Origin of the sequence: Nonomuraea ceibae (assembly GCF_019396325.1) — a bacterium.
In the GTDB taxonomy this organism is placed as follows: domain Bacteria; phylum Actinomycetota; class Actinomycetes; order Streptosporangiales; family Streptosporangiaceae; genus Nonomuraea; species Nonomuraea ceibae.
Genome location: NZ_JAHKRO010000005.1, coordinates 26270 through 40727, shown reverse-complemented (window position 1 = coordinate 40727; position 14458 = coordinate 26270). Strand labels below are relative to the sequence as shown.

14 protein-coding genes are annotated in these 14458 nt (G+C 67.8%); 10 read left to right on the top strand and 4 right to left on the bottom strand.

The features are described from left to right. Window positions 1-713 precede the first annotated feature (713 nt). The 3 genes from KME80_RS05350 to KME80_RS05340 all read left to right on the top strand — a co-directional run bounded on the left by KME80_RS05350 (window position 714) and on the right by KME80_RS05340 (window position 5851). Complete coding sequence (locus tag KME80_RS05350; RefSeq protein ID WP_219500873.1) at window positions 714-2243, top strand: trypsin-like serine peptidase; 1530 nt, start codon at window positions 714-716, stop codon at window positions 2241-2243. A gap of 423 nt (window positions 2244-2666) precedes the next feature. Further along, window positions 2667-4178 carry a trypsin-like serine peptidase gene (locus tag KME80_RS05345; protein ID WP_219500871.1) on the top strand — a complete coding sequence of 504 codons (1512 nt, stop codon included), beginning with the start codon at window positions 2667-2669 and terminating at the stop codon, window positions 4176-4178. A gap of 182 nt (window positions 4179-4360) precedes the next feature. Continuing rightward, a complete protein-coding gene (locus tag KME80_RS05340) occupies window positions 4361-5851 on the top strand; it encodes a trypsin-like serine peptidase (protein WP_219500869.1) in 1491 nt (496 codons plus the stop codon). Between the two features lie 69 nt (window positions 5852-5920). Here the strand turns inward: KME80_RS05340 and KME80_RS05335 are convergent, their stop codons facing one another. Then, window positions 5921-7279, bottom strand: a complete 1359-nt coding sequence (locus KME80_RS05335; protein WP_219500868.1) for an NsdA family TPR-like regulatory protein — start codon at window positions 7277-7279, stop codon at window positions 5921-5923. A 122-nt stretch (window positions 7280-7401) separates the two neighbouring features. Next, the gene (locus KME80_RS05330) at window positions 7402-8577 is read right to left on the bottom strand and encodes an NAD(P)-dependent malic enzyme (RefSeq protein ID WP_219500867.1); all 1176 of its coding nucleotides are present in this window, start codon (window positions 8575-8577) and stop codon (window positions 7402-7404) included. Window positions 8578-8875: 298 nt separating this feature from the next. Between KME80_RS05330 and KME80_RS05325 the strand changes: the two genes are divergently transcribed. From KME80_RS05325 to KME80_RS05310, 4 genes are read left to right on the top strand one after another with little or no spacing between them, the layout of a single operon-like run. Continuing rightward, window positions 8876-9727 carry an ABC transporter substrate-binding protein gene (locus KME80_RS05325; protein ID WP_219500866.1) on the top strand — a complete coding sequence of 284 codons (852 nt, stop codon included), beginning with the start codon at window positions 8876-8878 and terminating at the stop codon, window positions 9725-9727. Between the two features lie 4 nt (window positions 9728-9731). Beyond that, window positions 9732-10559: an amino acid ABC transporter permease gene (locus KME80_RS05320; protein WP_219500865.1), complete on the top strand. Its 828-nt coding sequence runs from the start codon at window positions 9732-9734 to the stop codon at window positions 10557-10559. Further along, window positions 10556-11299, top strand: a complete 744-nt coding sequence (locus KME80_RS05315; protein WP_219500864.1) for an amino acid ABC transporter ATP-binding protein — start codon at window positions 10556-10558, stop codon at window positions 11297-11299. Before KME80_RS05320 ends, KME80_RS05315 begins: the two co-directional genes overlap by 4 nt. A gap of 58 nt (window positions 11300-11357) precedes the next feature. Next, window positions 11358-11783 carry a CGNR zinc finger domain-containing protein gene (locus tag KME80_RS05310; protein WP_219500863.1) on the top strand — a complete coding sequence of 142 codons (426 nt, stop codon included), beginning with the start codon at window positions 11358-11360 and terminating at the stop codon, window positions 11781-11783. On the opposite strand, the gene KME80_RS05305 is transcribed toward KME80_RS05310, so the two are convergent. Further along, a complete protein-coding gene (locus KME80_RS05305) occupies window positions 11753-12070 on the bottom strand; it encodes a S24 family peptidase (protein WP_308125621.1) in 318 nt (105 codons plus the stop codon). The genes KME80_RS05310 and KME80_RS05305 overlap by 31 nt on opposite strands. A 67-nt stretch (window positions 12071-12137) precedes the next feature. Here KME80_RS05305 and sodN point away from each other — a divergent pair, with 67 nt between their 5' ends. The 3 genes from sodN to KME80_RS05290 all read left to right on the top strand — a co-directional run bounded on the left by sodN (window position 12138) and on the right by KME80_RS05290 (window position 13889). Next, window positions 12138-12539, top strand: coding sequence for a superoxide dismutase, Ni (sodN, locus tag KME80_RS05300; protein WP_082310527.1), 402 nt, complete (start codon window positions 12138-12140; stop codon window positions 12537-12539). Window positions 12540-12666: 127 nt separating this feature from the next. Continuing rightward, window positions 12667-13092, top strand: coding sequence for an ATP-binding protein (locus KME80_RS05295; RefSeq protein ID WP_049569269.1), 426 nt, complete (start codon window positions 12667-12669; stop codon window positions 13090-13092). 17 nt (window positions 13093-13109) lie between these two features. After that, window positions 13110-13889 (top strand): RNA polymerase sigma factor SigF, encoded by a 780-nt coding sequence (locus tag KME80_RS05290; protein ID WP_219500859.1) that lies wholly within the window; start codon window positions 13110-13112, stop codon window positions 13887-13889. Here KME80_RS05290 and KME80_RS05285 read toward each other — a convergent pair. Continuing rightward, window positions 13886-14455, bottom strand: coding sequence for a hypothetical protein (locus KME80_RS05285; protein ID WP_219500857.1), 570 nt, complete (start codon window positions 14453-14455; stop codon window positions 13886-13888). The genes KME80_RS05290 and KME80_RS05285 overlap by 4 nt on opposite strands. Window positions 14456-14458 lie beyond the last annotated feature (3 nt).

Genomic DNA, 14458 nt, shown 5'->3' with positions numbered 1-14458 from the left:
ACCGTACGACTCCGGGCCGAGTTGCACGGGCAGTACCTCCAGCGCGGAGTCGTCCAAGTGAAGGCCGACGCAGCCGCCGGGTCTGGCCGGTACCGGAGGCTCACAACCCCGCTGCACGAGGCCAAGAGCGTGATCAGCCCCCATGCTCGGCCCGAGCGACCCCTCAGCAGCCGAATGCAGCCCGATCCGAGACAGCGCTCGTCGCGACGGCGGCCACGAAACCACGGCACCCGCGGCCGGTGCACGAGATCCGCCACCGGCACCCACCGTCTCCGCCTCACCCGCACCCCCGAACGCCCGGAACGGAAGGGAAAGCCGCCACCCCCAAACGGACAAACCGTCACGTATCCCCGATCCCGAAACCCGAACCTGAACGTTCCCTGTGAAGATCAGAGCGAATTAGACGGAGCACACGCCAATCCGGTTCCTGTGATCTGAGTCACATTTGACTGGCCACCCTATGCACATGCCCGTTAACGGAACTTCGGCACCATCTGCCACAACCCCGCCATGCCCTGCAAAAACGCATCCAATCGATCACTCGCCGCATTCGACCTTGACTGGTAACGGAATGGTAACGCGAGTCGGGGCCCCAACCGGTCGGGTCATTTCGGCTTTCACCTGCGGAGATCACCGCGCTATGTTCCTTGCTATCCCTTTACTGACGCATGGGTCGCACGTTGCGGCCCACGACAGACCAAGGAGCAGTTCCCTTGAAGCGCATCCTCATCCCCGCCGGCGGCGCCGTCCTCGCCACCGGCCTTCTCGCTGCCGGCCTCGCCGGCTCGGCGACGGCCAAGAGCGACATCGCCAAGGACCCGATGGCGACGAGCGCTGCCAACGCCAAGGCCATCGCGGACTTCTGGGCGGACAACAACAACGCTGCCCTCAAGGCCGCTACCCAGTCCAACGTCTGGGACAACGCCGACGTCGCCAAGCTGAAGACCGCCGGCGGCTACAGCGCCGACACCAAGCCCGGCTCGGCCGCGCCGATCGGCGAGGAGAAGAAGAGCTCCTCGAAGTCCCAGAACGTCAACATGCCGAAGACCATCGGCAAGGTGTTCTTCGTCAACAAGAAGGGCGAGAAGAAGTGGTGCTCCGCCACTTCTATCCAGTCCAAGTACCGCAACCTGGTCGCCACGGCCGGTCACTGCGTGTACGACACGGCCAACAACGCCGACACGATGGACAAGTGGGTCTTCGTCCCGGGTTACTACCAGGGCAAGACGCCGTACGGCATCTACGTCGGCAAGCAGGCCTTCACCCACTACGACTTCGCCGTCTACGAGGACTACGACCGCGACTACGCGTTCGTGACCGTCTACAACGGCGTGTACCTGGGTGGTGGCAAGGCCAAGCAGGTCTCGAAGTCCGAGTTCGAGAAGCACCAGGGCATCAAGGAGGCCAAGGACGTCGAGATCAGCCGGGCCGAGTTCCGGCAGTGCAAGCTCGACCCCACCTCCACGGTCGCCTGCTGGGTGAAGCGTGGCAGCAAGGCTGAGCCCACCGGTCCCGACTACCCCGGCGCCCAGGTCGCCAAGGTCGAAGTCAGCGCCGACAAGTACAAGGACGCCCGCGTCGGCAAGGGCAACGGCTTCAAGTTCGGCGAGCCGGTCACCGACATCGTGACCGACTCCGAGGCGGCTGCTTACAAGAAGAAGCAGGAGCAGAACGCCGAGAAGTACCCGGCGACCGTGAAGCAGGACGCTCGCGGCAACTGGACCATCACGCACTACTACGTGCAGCAGTGGTACAAGCCGGGTTCGGACACGAAGTTCTACAAGACCGTCTTCACGATCATCGAGGGCTACGTCAAGGACGCCGGCCGCCTCGGTGACGTCGTGGGCGGCCAGGGCTTCGCCTGGAACCAGCCCACCGGCAAGTACGTGCGCGTGTTCGGCTACCCGGCCTCCGCGCACCCTGACGGCCACAAGAACTACACCGGCATCACGCCGAAGTGGTGCTACGGCAAGACCACCAAGAAGCTGGTGGGTTCCGCGGCCAAGAAGATCGAAGAGCACGTCGCGCTCAAGTGCGCGATGACCGAGGGCGCCGACGGTGGCCCCTGGCTCTACAACTACAAGAACAGCAAGCGTCTCGGTTACGTGAACGGTGTCACCAGCACCTTCAACGACCAGGACGGCAACAACCGCGTCGACTACATCTCCTCGCCGTACTTCGACGGTGAGACGGCGTCCATCTACAAGGCCGCGGCCAACTCCTGGTCCGGCAAGGTCGTCTAAGTAGTCAGCTCGTCACTGTTCGACACTGTTTGACCCGAAGGGCCCGGCATCCGCCGGGCCCTTCGGCATTCCGGCGGGAAAGTGTTGGGCGTTTGGACGCACGGGAGCCTCAGACGGTGCCATCGAAGCAGTGTGATGTGCGCCACATCGCCCCAGGGGAGGGATCGGCGGCGACACCGGAGGCCCGGCTGTCACGCCAGTATCGCACGGCAAGTGATCTGCGGTTATGCGCCGTAGACGGCCTTTGCCCAGATGATCCGGCACGCTCGTTCAAACATCACAGAACGGTCACGCCCGCCATGTCCCATCTTTTCCTGTCAGATCAGCTACCGGTTCCCAAGATCGACACTGTATGTTCCTGGCTATCCCTTTACTGACGCATGGGACGCAAGAGGCGTTCCACGACAGCGCAAGGAGTTAAAAGTGAAGCGCATCCTCCTCCCCGCCGGTGGCGCCGTTCTGGCCACCGGTCTGCTGGCCGCCGGCCTCGCCGGTTCCGCCACTGCCGCTGCGCCCGACTGGGCGTACGACACGATGGCCAAGGACGCCCCGGCCGCCATCGAGGTGGCCCAGTTCTGGCTGGCCGCCAACGAGCACACCAACAACCTCGCCAAGGCGACTCCCTACACCTGGGAGAACAAGGCGACCTCGAAGCTCAAGGTGAGCGGCGGCTATTCGCCCGACACCAAGGCGACGACGGTTGCGCCGATCGGCGAGGAGAAGAAGGTCGCCTCCAAGACCAAGAACATCAACCTGCCGAAGACCATCGGCAAGGTGTTCTTCGTGGACTCCGAGGGCGACCTCAAGTGGTGCTCCGCGACCTCGATCCAGGGCAAGTACAAGAACCTGGTCGCGACCGCCGGTCACTGCGTCTACGACGAGGGCAAGAACGCCTCCGTCATGGACAACTGGGTCTTCGTGCCGGGCTACTACCAGGGCAAGACGCCTTACGGCATCTACGTTGGTAAGACCGCCTACACGCACTACGACTACGCCGTGTACGAGGACAACGACCGCGACTACGCGTTCGTGACCGTCTACAACGGTATCCAGATCGGTGGGGGCCAGGCCAAGCAGGTCTCCAAGTCCGACTGGGACAAGTACCAGGGCGTGAAGGACTTCAAGACCGTCGAGGTCTCGAAGGAAGAGTACGAGAAGGGCAAGCTCGACCCCGCCAAGACCGACTACTACGACATCGACCCCGGCACCGCTGCCGAGAAGGTCGGCCCGGACTACCCCGGCGCTGTCGTCGAGAAGGTCGAAGTCACCGAGGACGCCTACAAGGCGGCCAAGGTCGGCAAGGGCAACGGTTACAAGTTCGGTGAGCCCATCACCGAGATGGTGACCAAGGCCGAGTGGCAGGCCTACAACGGCAAGGGCAAGAAGTGGAAGGACGCCTCGGGCGGCAACTACCTCATCACGCACTACTACGTGCAGGCGTGGTACAAGCCGGCCAAGGACACCAAGTACCTCCGCACCGACTTCTTCATCGTTGAGGGCTTCCTCAAGGACGTCGGTCGGCTCGGTGACAACGTCGGTGGCCAGGGCATCGCCTGGAACCAGAAGACCGGTTCCAAGGTGTTCGTCTTCGGTTACCCGGCGGACGCCCACCCCGACGGCCACAAGGCCTACACGGGTGTCACGCCGAAGTGGTGCTACGGCGCCACCTCCGGCAAGACCTACGCCTCCGCTGCGTACAAGGCTGAGGAGCACATCGCTCTGAAGTGCGCCATGACCCCGGGTGCCAACGGCGCTCCGTGGCTCATCAAGTACAGCAACGCGAAGCGTCTGGGCTACGTCAACGGTGTCACCAGCCTGTTCCACGACCAGGACGGCAACAACCGCTACGACTACAGCTCCTCGCCGTACTTCGACGGCGAGACCGGTGCGGTCTACGCGCAGGCCGAGAAGAACTGGTCCGGCTCGCTCAAGTAAGCCTTGAGAGAGTCATGAGGGCGGGGGTCCAAACCCCGCACTCACCCCTTGCATCACCCGAAAGGCTCGGCATCCGCCGGGCCTTTCGGCATTTAGAACGGAATCCAGAAGATCCCTTATCGTGTGACGAGAGTGGCGATAGGGTTCTTACGCCCGTTTTGTAAACTTCGTGGAGCACCCCAGTGAAGCGCCTCCTCATCCCCCTCGCCCTCGCCGGACTGAGCGCGGCCACGCTCAGCGCCCCGGCCACCGCCACCGCACCCACCTGGGCCAAAGACCCGCTCGCCCCCAAGCCCGCCGACGCCTACAGCAACGCCTTCTTCTGGCTGGACGCCAACGGCGCCGCCCTGCGCAAGGCCACCCAGTACCGCTGGGACGCCAAGAAGGTGGAGAAGCTCGTCGCCACCGGCAGCAAGACGCCGGACGACGGCAAGCCCGGCATGGTCGCCCCGCCGACCAAGGCCCCCACGCTCAAGGTCAAGAACGTCAACCTGCCGCGCACGATCGGCAAGGTGTTCTTCATCGACCACAAGGGCGAGTACCGCTGGTGCTCGGCCACGTCGGTCCAGTCCCGCCACCGCAACCTGGTCGCCACCGCCGGCCACTGCGTGTTCGAGAACGGCAAGGACGACGTCTTCGACAAGTGGGTCTTCGTGCCCGCCTACTACCAGGGCAGGGCCCCGTACGGCATCTACGCCGGCGCGTACGCCTTCACCTCCTACGACCTTGACACCTACGACGACTACGACGGTGACTTCGCCTTCGTCGCGGTGCACAACGGCTTCCAGTTCGACGGTGAGAAGCGGGTCACCAAGGCCGAGTTCGACAAGTGGCTGGGCGACAAGTGGATCAAGCCGCGCGAGATCGACCGCAAGGAATTCGAGAAGTGCCTGCTGAACCTGGGCGACTGCTACTCGGAGGGTGAGGACAAGCCGTCCGACCTGGTGGGCCCCGACTACCCGGGCGCGGTCCTGGAGAAGGTCGAGGTCAAGCAGGAGACCTACGACGACGCCAAGGTCGGCAAGGGCAACGGCTACAAGTTCGGTGAGCCCGCCGTCGAGCAGGTCACGAAGGACCAGTGGGACGCCTACAAGGGCCCCGGCAAGAAGGGCACCGACCAGGCCGGCAACTACACCGTCACCCACTACTACACGCAGAAGTGGGTCAAGCCCGGCACGTCCCGTAAGTACTACGAGCCGCAGTACATCGTCGGGATCGCCAAGGACACCGGGCGGGTCGGGGACGTCGTCGGCGGCCAGGGCATCGCGTGGAACCAGCCGCTCGGCGGCAAGGTCATGGCCTTCGGCTACCCGGCCGACCCGCACCCCGACGGTGACAAGCCGTTCACCGGCGTGACCCCCAAGTGGTGCTACGGCAACACGGCCAAGAAGACCTACCAGGCCAACATGTTCCGGGTCGAGACGCACCAGGTGCTCAAGTGCTCGATGACCGGTGGCGCGGACGGCGGCCCCTGGCTGCTGCGCTACAACAACAGCAAGCGCACCGGCTACCTCAACGGCGTGACGAGCATGTTCCACGACCAGGACGAGAACAACCGCGTGGACTACATCAGCTCGGCCTACTTCGACGGTGAGGTCGCCGACGTCTACAACAAGGCGAACTACGCCGAGACGAAGAAGATCGTCGGCCCGAACGGCGAGCTCCTCAGCTAGACCAGTGCCTGAGGGAGCCCGCCGCACGGGGGCTCCCTCAGACCGGCAAAACCTCAGGCCGGCGAAACCTCAGACCGCCGCCAGCTCCCGCGTCCGCTCGTTCAGCGCCCGGACCGCGGGTTCGTTCTTGTACGGCTCCAGCCGCCGGCGCAGGTCGGCCACGTAGGACCGGGACCGGACGGACTGCAGCTCCCCGGCCAGCGTCATGGCGCCGCTCGCCGCCGTGCACGCCTCCTCCAGCTCGCCGCACTGCAGCAGCCCGGCGGCCAGCAGCGACAGGTTGAACATCCGCCCGCGCACGAACCGCCCGTCCATGTCGAGGGAGCGCCGCGCCTGCCGTACGGTGCGCTCGCCCTCCCCCAGGTCGCGGAAGCAGTGGGCGAACTTGGCCGACAGGTAGGCCTCGTCGAAGTAGCCCAGCCAGCGCGGCTCGTCGCCCGGGTTGCGGGTGTCGAAGGCGCGTTCGGCCTCGTGCAGCGACGCGGCGCAGGCGCGGGCGTCGCCGAGCCCGGCGTGCGCGTGCGCCTCCAGGACGTGGCCCGAGGAGGCCAGCGTGGAGACGCCCGCGCGGCGGGCCGAGAGCTGGGCGGCGCGCGCCAGGTCGAGCGCGTGCGCCGGCTGGCCCATGTAGATGGCCTGGTGGGCCATCCCGGCGAGGATCTCGCCGCCGAGCGCGTGGTCGTCGGCGCCCCTGGCCAGGCGCAGCGCCTGGATGAGGTAGCGCTGGGCGAGCCCGTGCTGCTCCATGTCGTAGGCCATCCAGCCGGCCAGCCGGGTGAGCTCGGCGGCGGCCGCGGCGAGCTGCCTGCCGGTGGCGTCGCCGTAGGAGCCGTCCTTCAGCAGCGGCGTGACCGCCGTGTCCAGATATTTGACCACGGAGGAGCGGACCCGGCCGCTCCCGAACCTGTTGTCGAGCTCACCGAATGATCGGGTGACCTCGTGGATGGCGGCGATGTCCGCCCTCCCCACGCGGCGGGGGCCCGAGCTGCTCGGGCGCCCCTCCTGTGGTGAGGTCAGCCACCGCACGGCTCCCACGGAGCCCGCGCCGATCGCGAACGTCGAGTCGATCAGGAATCTTCGTCTCTCCACATCGGCCCGCCACAGCGCCGTCACGGTCGCGACCCCCTCCTGCCACGTGTGCGTGAACTCCTGCCCGAGATCGAGGGGTGTAGTGATGACCGGCATGCCCAGATCCTCAGAACTGATGGGCCTGCCCAGCCGTAGTGCGAATATCTCGGTAAGGAGGCACGGCACCGGGTCGCGCGGGCGCTGGCCACCGATCCAGCGCAGCACGGAGCTGTGGTCGTACTTCAGCCCGGGGGTGCCGCGGGCGGCACCCAGATCGTTGAGACGCCTGGCCAGTCCCTTGTGGGAGAAGCCAGCCTCCGCGATGAGCTGCTGTAGCAGTCGGTTGGGCTCGCGTTCCATCGCTCTCCTCATAACGGGAGCCGGCGCCCGCATCCTTACAGAGAGCTATGTTTATAGCACGCCGAGTAAAGAGAGTTTGGTGTTTCCCGGAGCTCGTTTTGACGGATGCGGGCGCCGCGAGGTCAGGCGCGGGCGACGCCGTCGATTCTGGCCTGGGCGGCGACGGCTGCCGTGACGGCGGGGGCGACCCGGGCGTCGAAGGGGCTGGGGATGACGTACTCGGCGGTGAGGTCGTCGCCGACGACGGCGGCGAGCGCGTCGGCGGCGGCCACCTTCATGTTCTCGGTGATCGCGGTGGCGCGGACGTCGAGTGCGCCGCGGAAGACGCCGGGGAAGGCGAGCACGTTGTTGATCTGATTGGGGAAGTCGGAGCGGCCGGTGGCGACGACGGCGGCGTGCCGGGCGGCGACCTCCGGCAGGACCTCGGGCGTGGGGTTGGACAGGGCGAAGACGATGGCGCCCTCGGCCATGGAGGCGATGGCCTGCTCGGTGACGGTGGAGCCGGACAGCCCGACGAACACGTCGGCGCCGGCCAGGGCCTCCTCGGTGGAGCCGGTGTGGCCGGCCTTGTTGGTGTCGCGGGCCAGGGCCTGCTTGACGGGGTTGAGGCCGTCGCGGCCGTCGTAGATGAGGCCCTTGGAGTCGGAGACGGCGATGTCGCCGATGCCGGCCTCCAGCAGGATGCGGGTGACGGCGACGCCGGAGGCGCCCGCGCCGGCCACGACGGCGCGCAGGTCGCCGAGCGAGCGGCCGGTGAGGCGGGCGGCGTTCTTCAGCGCGGCGAGGGTGACGATGGCGGTGCCGTGCTGGTCGTCGTGGAAGACCGGGATGTCGAGCAGCTCGCGCAGCCGGTCCTCGACCTCGAAGCAGCGCGGCGCGCTGATGTCCTCCAGGTTGATGCCGCCGAACGAGGGCGCGAGCCGGGCGACGGTCTCGACGAGCTCGTCGACGCCGGTGCAGGCCAGGCAGATGGGCACGGCGTCGACGCCGGCGAACTCCTTGAACAGCAGGGCCTTGCCCTCCATGACGGGCATGGCGGCCGACGGGCCGATGTCGCCGAGGCCGAGGACGGCGGTGCCGTCGCTGACGACGGCGACGACGTTGGAGACCCAGGTGTAGTCGTCGGCGAGCGCGGGCGTCTCGGCGATGGCGGTGCAGACGCGCGCCACGCCGGGCGTGTAGGCGAGCGACAGGTCGCCGGCGTCGCGGACGGGGATGGTGGAACGGATCTCGATCTTGCCTCCGCGGTGCAGGGCGAAGGCGGGATCCTGGTCGAGAGATGTGGGTGTGGCAGTCACTGTGACCCCTGTAAGTCGGCGGACGGAAGTGAACCTTCGGCGGACGTGCACGAGGGCTGGCTTCGGTAGGCGCCAGGATCCCCTCGTCAGATCGTCTCGGTGAGGGGTTACGGGGGTCACCCGTTTCTCCATACTGCCACATGCTGAGACGGACACACCCGGTGATCGTGCCCTGGTATCAGGGCCGACGCCGTTCCGTTGACGCATTGTTGCTCACCAGATGACGGACTGCTGCAAAAGCCCATCTAAACTGCACGAAACCCCAACATTCTTGGCATAAACACTGAGGAGGCCACCCATGGCCCTCTGGCCCTTGAACCGCCGAGCCTCCGCCGCCGGCGCGCTCGCCCTCACCGCCGCCCTGGCGCTGTCCGGCTGCGGCAGCGAGTCGTCGTCGAGTGGCGGCACGACCTCCGCCAGCGCCTCGGCGGCCGGTGGCGCCCAGCTGGTGAAGCCCGGCAAGCTCACCGTCTGCACGAACATCCCCTACGAGCCCTTCCAGTTCAAGCAGGGCGCCGACATCGTCGGCTTCGACGTGGACATCGTCGACCTGGTGGCCAAGAAGCTCGGCGTCGAGCAGGAGATCGTCGACATCGACTTCGCCGTGATCAAGAGCGGCGCCGCCATGGCCACCAACAAGTGCGACCTGGCCGCCGCCGGCATGACCATCACCGAGGAGCGCAAGGCCAACATCACCTTCTCGGACCCGTACTTCGACGCCACGCAGGCGCTGCTGGCCAAGAAGGGCACCGGGGCCGCCTCCCTGGAGGACGTCAAGGCCAAGGGGCTGAAGCTGGGCGCCCAGGCCAGCACCACCGGCCTCACCTACGCCACGGAGAAGGGCTTCAACCCGACCGAGTACGCCGACTCGGCCAAGGAGCTGCTCGCCCTCCAGGCCGGCCAGGCCGACGTCATCATCCAGGACCTCCCGGTCGTGCTCACCTGGCTGAAGAAGCCGGAGATCGCCGAGAAGTTCGAGCTGATCGCCAGCCTCGACACCGGCGAGCAGTACGGCCTCGGTCTGAAGAAGCAGGCGGACCCGGTCCTGCTCAAGACCATCAACGAGGAGCTCGCCAAGGCCAAGTCGGACGGCACGTACGAGAAGATCTTCGTGAAGTGGTTCGACAAGAAGCCCGGCGAGCTGGGCTGACCCCATGGCGGACGAGCCGAAGACGGCTGAGCCGGGACGCGCCCGGCTCAGCCCCCGCAAGAGACAGCGGATCAGCCGCGGCGTCCAGTACGCCGTCCTGACCATCGCCTTCGTCGCCCTGGTCGTGTACGCCGACTGGGGCAGCCTGGCGCAGAACTTCGCCCAGCCGGACGTGGCCGGGCAGATGCTGCCCGAGCTGTTCACGATCGCGCTCAAGAACACGGTCATCTACTCGGTCGGCGGGTTCGCGTTCGCGTTCGTGTTCGGCCTGATCGTGGCGCTGATGCGGCTGTCCACGGTGGGCCCGTACCGGTGGCTCGCGACCCTGTACATCGAGATCTTCCGCGGCCTGCCGGCGCTGCTGGTCTTCCTGATGATCGTCTTCCTGCCGCTGGCGCTGCCCGGCTTCGAGGTGCCCGGCGGCACGTACGGGCAGGCCATCCTCGGCCTGGGCCTGGTCGGCACCGCCTACCAGGCGGAGATCTTCCGGGCGGGCCTGCAGGCGGTCCCCAAGGGACAGACCGAGGCCGCCAGGTCGCTCGGCATGTCGGCGGCCCGGGCGCAGATCACCGTGGTGATCCCGCAGGCGATCCGGATCGTCATCCCGCCGACGACCAACCAGTTCGTGGCCCTGCTCAAGGACTCCTCGCTGGTGCTGTTCCTGGGCGTCTCGGGAGAGTTCGTGGAGCTGACGAAGTTCGGCAACGACATGGCGTCCACGCACGCCAACGCCACGCCCATCCTGGTCGCCGGCCTGACGTACCTGATCGTCACCATCCCGCTCGGCTACCTGGCGGGACGGCTGGAGAAGCGCAAGGGGACGGCCCGATGACCGAAGCCATCGAGATCGAGGACCTGCACAAGCACTTCGGCCAGAACGAGGTGCTGCGCGGCATCGACCTGACGGTCGGCACCGGCCAGGTCGTCTGCGTGATCGGGCCGTCCGGCTCGGGCAAGTCGACGCTGCTGCGCTGCGTGAACCTGCTGGAGCAGCCCACCAAGGGCACGGTGCGGGTGCGGGGCGTCGAGGTCACCGACCCGGACGTGGACATCGACGAGGTCCGGCGGACCATCGGCATGGTGTTCCAGCAGTTCAACCTCTTCCCGCACATGACCGCGCTGCAGAACGTGATGATCGCCCAGCAGCGGGTGCTGAAGCGGGGCAGGAAGGAAGCCGAGGTCGTCGCCAGGGAGAACCTGGAGAAGGTCGGTGTCGGGGCCAAGTGCGACGCCTTCCCGGCGCAGTTGTCCGGCGGGCAGCAGCAGCGGGTGGCGATCGCCAGGGCGCTCGCGATGAACCCCGACCTGATGCTGTTCGACGAGCCCACCTCGGCGCTCGACCCGGAGCTGGTCGGCGACGTGCTGGCGGTCATGCGCAAGCTGGCCGAGGAGGGCATGACCATGCTGGTCGTCACCCACGAGATGGGCTTCGCCCGTCAGGTGGCCGACCGGGTGGTGTTCATGGACGGCGGCGTCGTGGTCGAGGACGGGCCGCCGGCCCAGGTGATCGGCGATCCGCAGCACGAGCGGACCCGCGCGTTCCTGCACCGGGTGCTGCACCCGGAGGGCTGAGCGTGAGCGGGGCGTCCGGGGATTCCGGGCGCCCCGCCGTTTCGTGTAATACTCCGGCATGGACCTGACCTCTTACGCCGAGTGGGCGGTCCGCCTCGTCAACGATCCCGCTCCCCCGCCCGAGCTGGTGCGGCTGCGGGACGAGCTGGCGGCCGTGTTCGACGCCGCGGCCGACGCCGAGGAGCTGGCCGCCCTGCTCAACGCGCTGCTCGTGCGCTATCCCGTACGCCCGCAGCTCACCGACCACGACGGCCGGGGCTGGCACCTGCACCTGGCCGACCACTCCGGCGCGGCCGCGGTGATGGGCCTGGCCGCGGTCGTGGCCACGCTGGGCGCCGACCGGCTCGGCCGCTGCCTGGAGCCGCGCTGCTCGCGAGCCTTCCTCGACACCTCCTCCAACCGCTCGCGCCGCTACTGCTCGGCCCGCTGCGCCAGCCGCGCCAACGTCGCCGCCTACCGGGCCCGGCGCCGCAGCGGCCAGTAACGCAGCACGACCCGCCCGACGACGTCCTCGACCGGCCCGAAGTCCCAGCTGTCGCGCCGGCCGCCGGCCCGCTGGTTGTCGCTCTCCAGCCACCAGCCGCCCTCGCCGTGCCACTGCGCCCGCTTCACGATCAGCCGGCTCGGGTCGCCGGGCAGCCTCGCCACCACGACGTCGCCGGGGCGCACCCGCGCGCCCCGCCGCACCAGAAGCCAGTCGCCCGGCTCCAGACCCGGCCGCATCGAATCCCCTTCGACACGCACTCTCATCGCCGAGACCCCCTCCTCCACAGGCGTTTGGACCCGAGTAAGGTCGGTACAGGACCAAGCTGATTCGGCATCAAGGAAGGATTTTCTGATGCTTGCACGACTGCTACGACCCAAGCATGTCGCTTCCGCACACTGCGACCTGCCCTGTGGGGTCTACGACCCCGCCCAGGCCCGGATCGAGGCGGAGTCGGTCAAGGCGATCATGGAGAAGTACGCGGGCAACGAGGACCCGGTGTTCCGCGCCCGCGCCATCAAGATCAAGGAGGAGCGGGCCGAGCTGGTCAAGCACCACCTGTGGGTGCTGTGGACCGACTACTTCAAGCCGCCGCACCTGGAGCAGTACCCGCAGCTGCACCAGCTCTTCTGGGAGGCCACCAAGCTGGCCGGGGCCGCGGGCGCCAAGGGCACCGTCGAGGTCGCCAAGGCTGAGGACCTGCTCGGCAAGATCGACGAGATCTCCAAGATCTTCTGGGAGACCAAGGCCGCCTAAAGCGGCACAAAGGCTCTGTGCGGCTACCGCCCGCACAGAGCCTTTTTCGCTGATGGCGAGTCTGAATCCGCCAAGCACCTCCCGGGGGCGGTAAGTTGCAGTAGGCGTCGTATACGCGAGGAGGAACGTGACCGAGGAAACCGAGACGCGTGCGACAGGCGAGGCCGCCATCCGCGACGTGGTGAGCATCAGGCTCCCCGCCGACAGCGCCTACCTGTCCGTGTTGCGTACGGCCACCGCCGGGTTGGCCGCCCGGCTCGACTTCACGCTGGACGAGATCGAGGATCTGCGGATCGCGGTCGACGAGGCGTGCGCCATGCTGCTCAACGAGGCCGTGCCGGGCACCGACCTGACCGCCGAGTTCGAGCTGACCGGCCAGGAGATGCAGGTTCGCGTCGAGGTGGCCACGGTCGGGAGCTCCGCGCCCAAACGCGATGACTTCGCCTGGATGGTGCTGACCGCCCTGGCCGACGACGTCGACGCGGTGACCGACTCCCCCGATCGCATGGCGATCGTCCTGCGTAAGCGCCGAGGCGCGGCGAGGCCGGCGTGACGGAAAGGACTGGAGCCATGGCCACCAGCGAACACGCCGTGCCCGACAGGGTGCGGGCTCGCATGCTCTTCGCCGAGCTGTCCGAACTCGGCCCTGACGAGCCCCGGCGCCAGCGCATCAGGGACGAGCTGGTCGAGCTTCACCTTCCGCTGGTCGAATACCTCGCGCGCCGCTTCCGCAACCGCGGCGAATGGCTCGACGACCTGACCCAGGTCGCCACGATCGGCCTGATCAAGTCCATCGACCGGTTCGACCTCAACCGTGGCGTGGAGTTCTCCACCTACGCCACGCCCACCATCGTCGGCGAGATCAAGCGGCACTTCCGCGACAAGGGCTGGGCGGTGCGGGTGCCGCGCCGCCTGCAGGAGCTCAAGCTCTCGCTGACGAAGGCCATCAGCGAGCTGTCGCAGCGCGAGGGCCGCGCGCCCACCGTGGCCGAGCTCGCCACCTACCTCAAGATGACCGAGGAGGAGGTGCTGGAGGGCCTGGAGTCGGCCAACGCCTACTCCACCGTGTCCCTCGACGCGCCCGACTCCGGCGACGACGACGCCCCCGCGGTGTCCGACTCGCTGGGCATCGTGGACGAGTCGCTGGAGGGGGTCGAATACCGCGAGTCGCTCAAGCCGCTGCTGGAGCGGCTGCCGCCGCGCGAGAAGCGCATCCTGCTGCTGCGGTTCTTCGGCAACATGACCCAGTCGCAGATCGCCACCGAGCTCGGCATCTCGCAGATGCACGTCTCGCGGCTGCTGGCCCGCACCCTGGCCCAGCTCCGCGAGGGCCTGACGGCCGACGACTAACCCGCGGGAGCGGCTTCGGCCGCTTCCGTTCTTCTCGCTCCCGCCCGCGCCGCCACGGCGAGCACGAGCAGCAGCGCGGCCACCGGCCAGCCCGCGCCCCATTCGGCGCCGGACGCCGGCGCGAACGTGCTGCCGAGCCCGGCCCGATCGATCACCGCCGCCGTGGCCGTCCTGGTCAGCCAGGGACCGGCGACGACGGCCACAGTCACCGCGAGGGCGATCCAGCCGAGCCGCGCCGCCTCCCCCCTCCCCAGCGGCCGTCCCTCCATGAGGGCGCGCAGCACCGCGGGCAGCAGCAGCGCGGCCACTCCCGCGCTCAGCCCGGCGAGCAGCACGTCGGCCCGTGACAGGAACTGCTCCGCCAACGTGGAGCCCCAGACATCCAGCACGCTCTCCCTCCGCCGGACGGCGGAGCTCCCGGCGAGCGGCACGCCTGTGCGCAGCGACAGCACCGTGACGGTGACGTAGCCGCCGGTCCTGGTCATCGCGTTGATCGTGTACGCGACTGCCCCGATCGCCGCGATCGCCCCGGCGAACCTCGTCAGATGTACGACCAGACGGCCCATGGC

What these genes read in the sequence shown, in the direction of transcription:
- KME80_RS05335 (WP_219500868.1), bottom strand. Translation starts at nt 7,279, where the DNA reads ATGGAACGCGAGCCCAACCGACTGCTACAGCAGCTCATCGCGGAGGCT.
- KME80_RS05325 (WP_219500866.1), top strand. Translation starts at nt 8,876, where the DNA reads ATGGCCCTCTGGCCCTTGAACCGCCGAGCCTCCGCCGCCGGCGCGCTC.
- KME80_RS05320 (WP_219500865.1), top strand. Translation starts at nt 9,732, where the DNA reads ATGGCGGACGAGCCGAAGACGGCTGAGCCGGGACGCGCCCGGCTCAGC.
- KME80_RS05315 (WP_219500864.1), top strand. Translation starts at nt 10,556, where the DNA reads ATGACCGAAGCCATCGAGATCGAGGACCTGCACAAGCACTTCGGCCAG.
- KME80_RS05310 (WP_219500863.1), top strand. Translation starts at nt 11,358, where the DNA reads ATGGACCTGACCTCTTACGCCGAGTGGGCGGTCCGCCTCGTCAACGAT.
- sodN (WP_082310527.1), top strand. Translation starts at nt 12,138, where the DNA reads ATGCTTGCACGACTGCTACGACCCAAGCATGTCGCTTCCGCACACTGC.
- KME80_RS05290 (WP_219500859.1), top strand. Translation starts at nt 13,110, where the DNA reads ATGGCCACCAGCGAACACGCCGTGCCCGACAGGGTGCGGGCTCGCATG.
- KME80_RS05285 (WP_219500857.1), bottom strand. Translation starts at nt 14,455, where the DNA reads ATGGGCCGTCTGGTCGTACATCTGACGAGGTTCGCCGGGGCGATCGCG.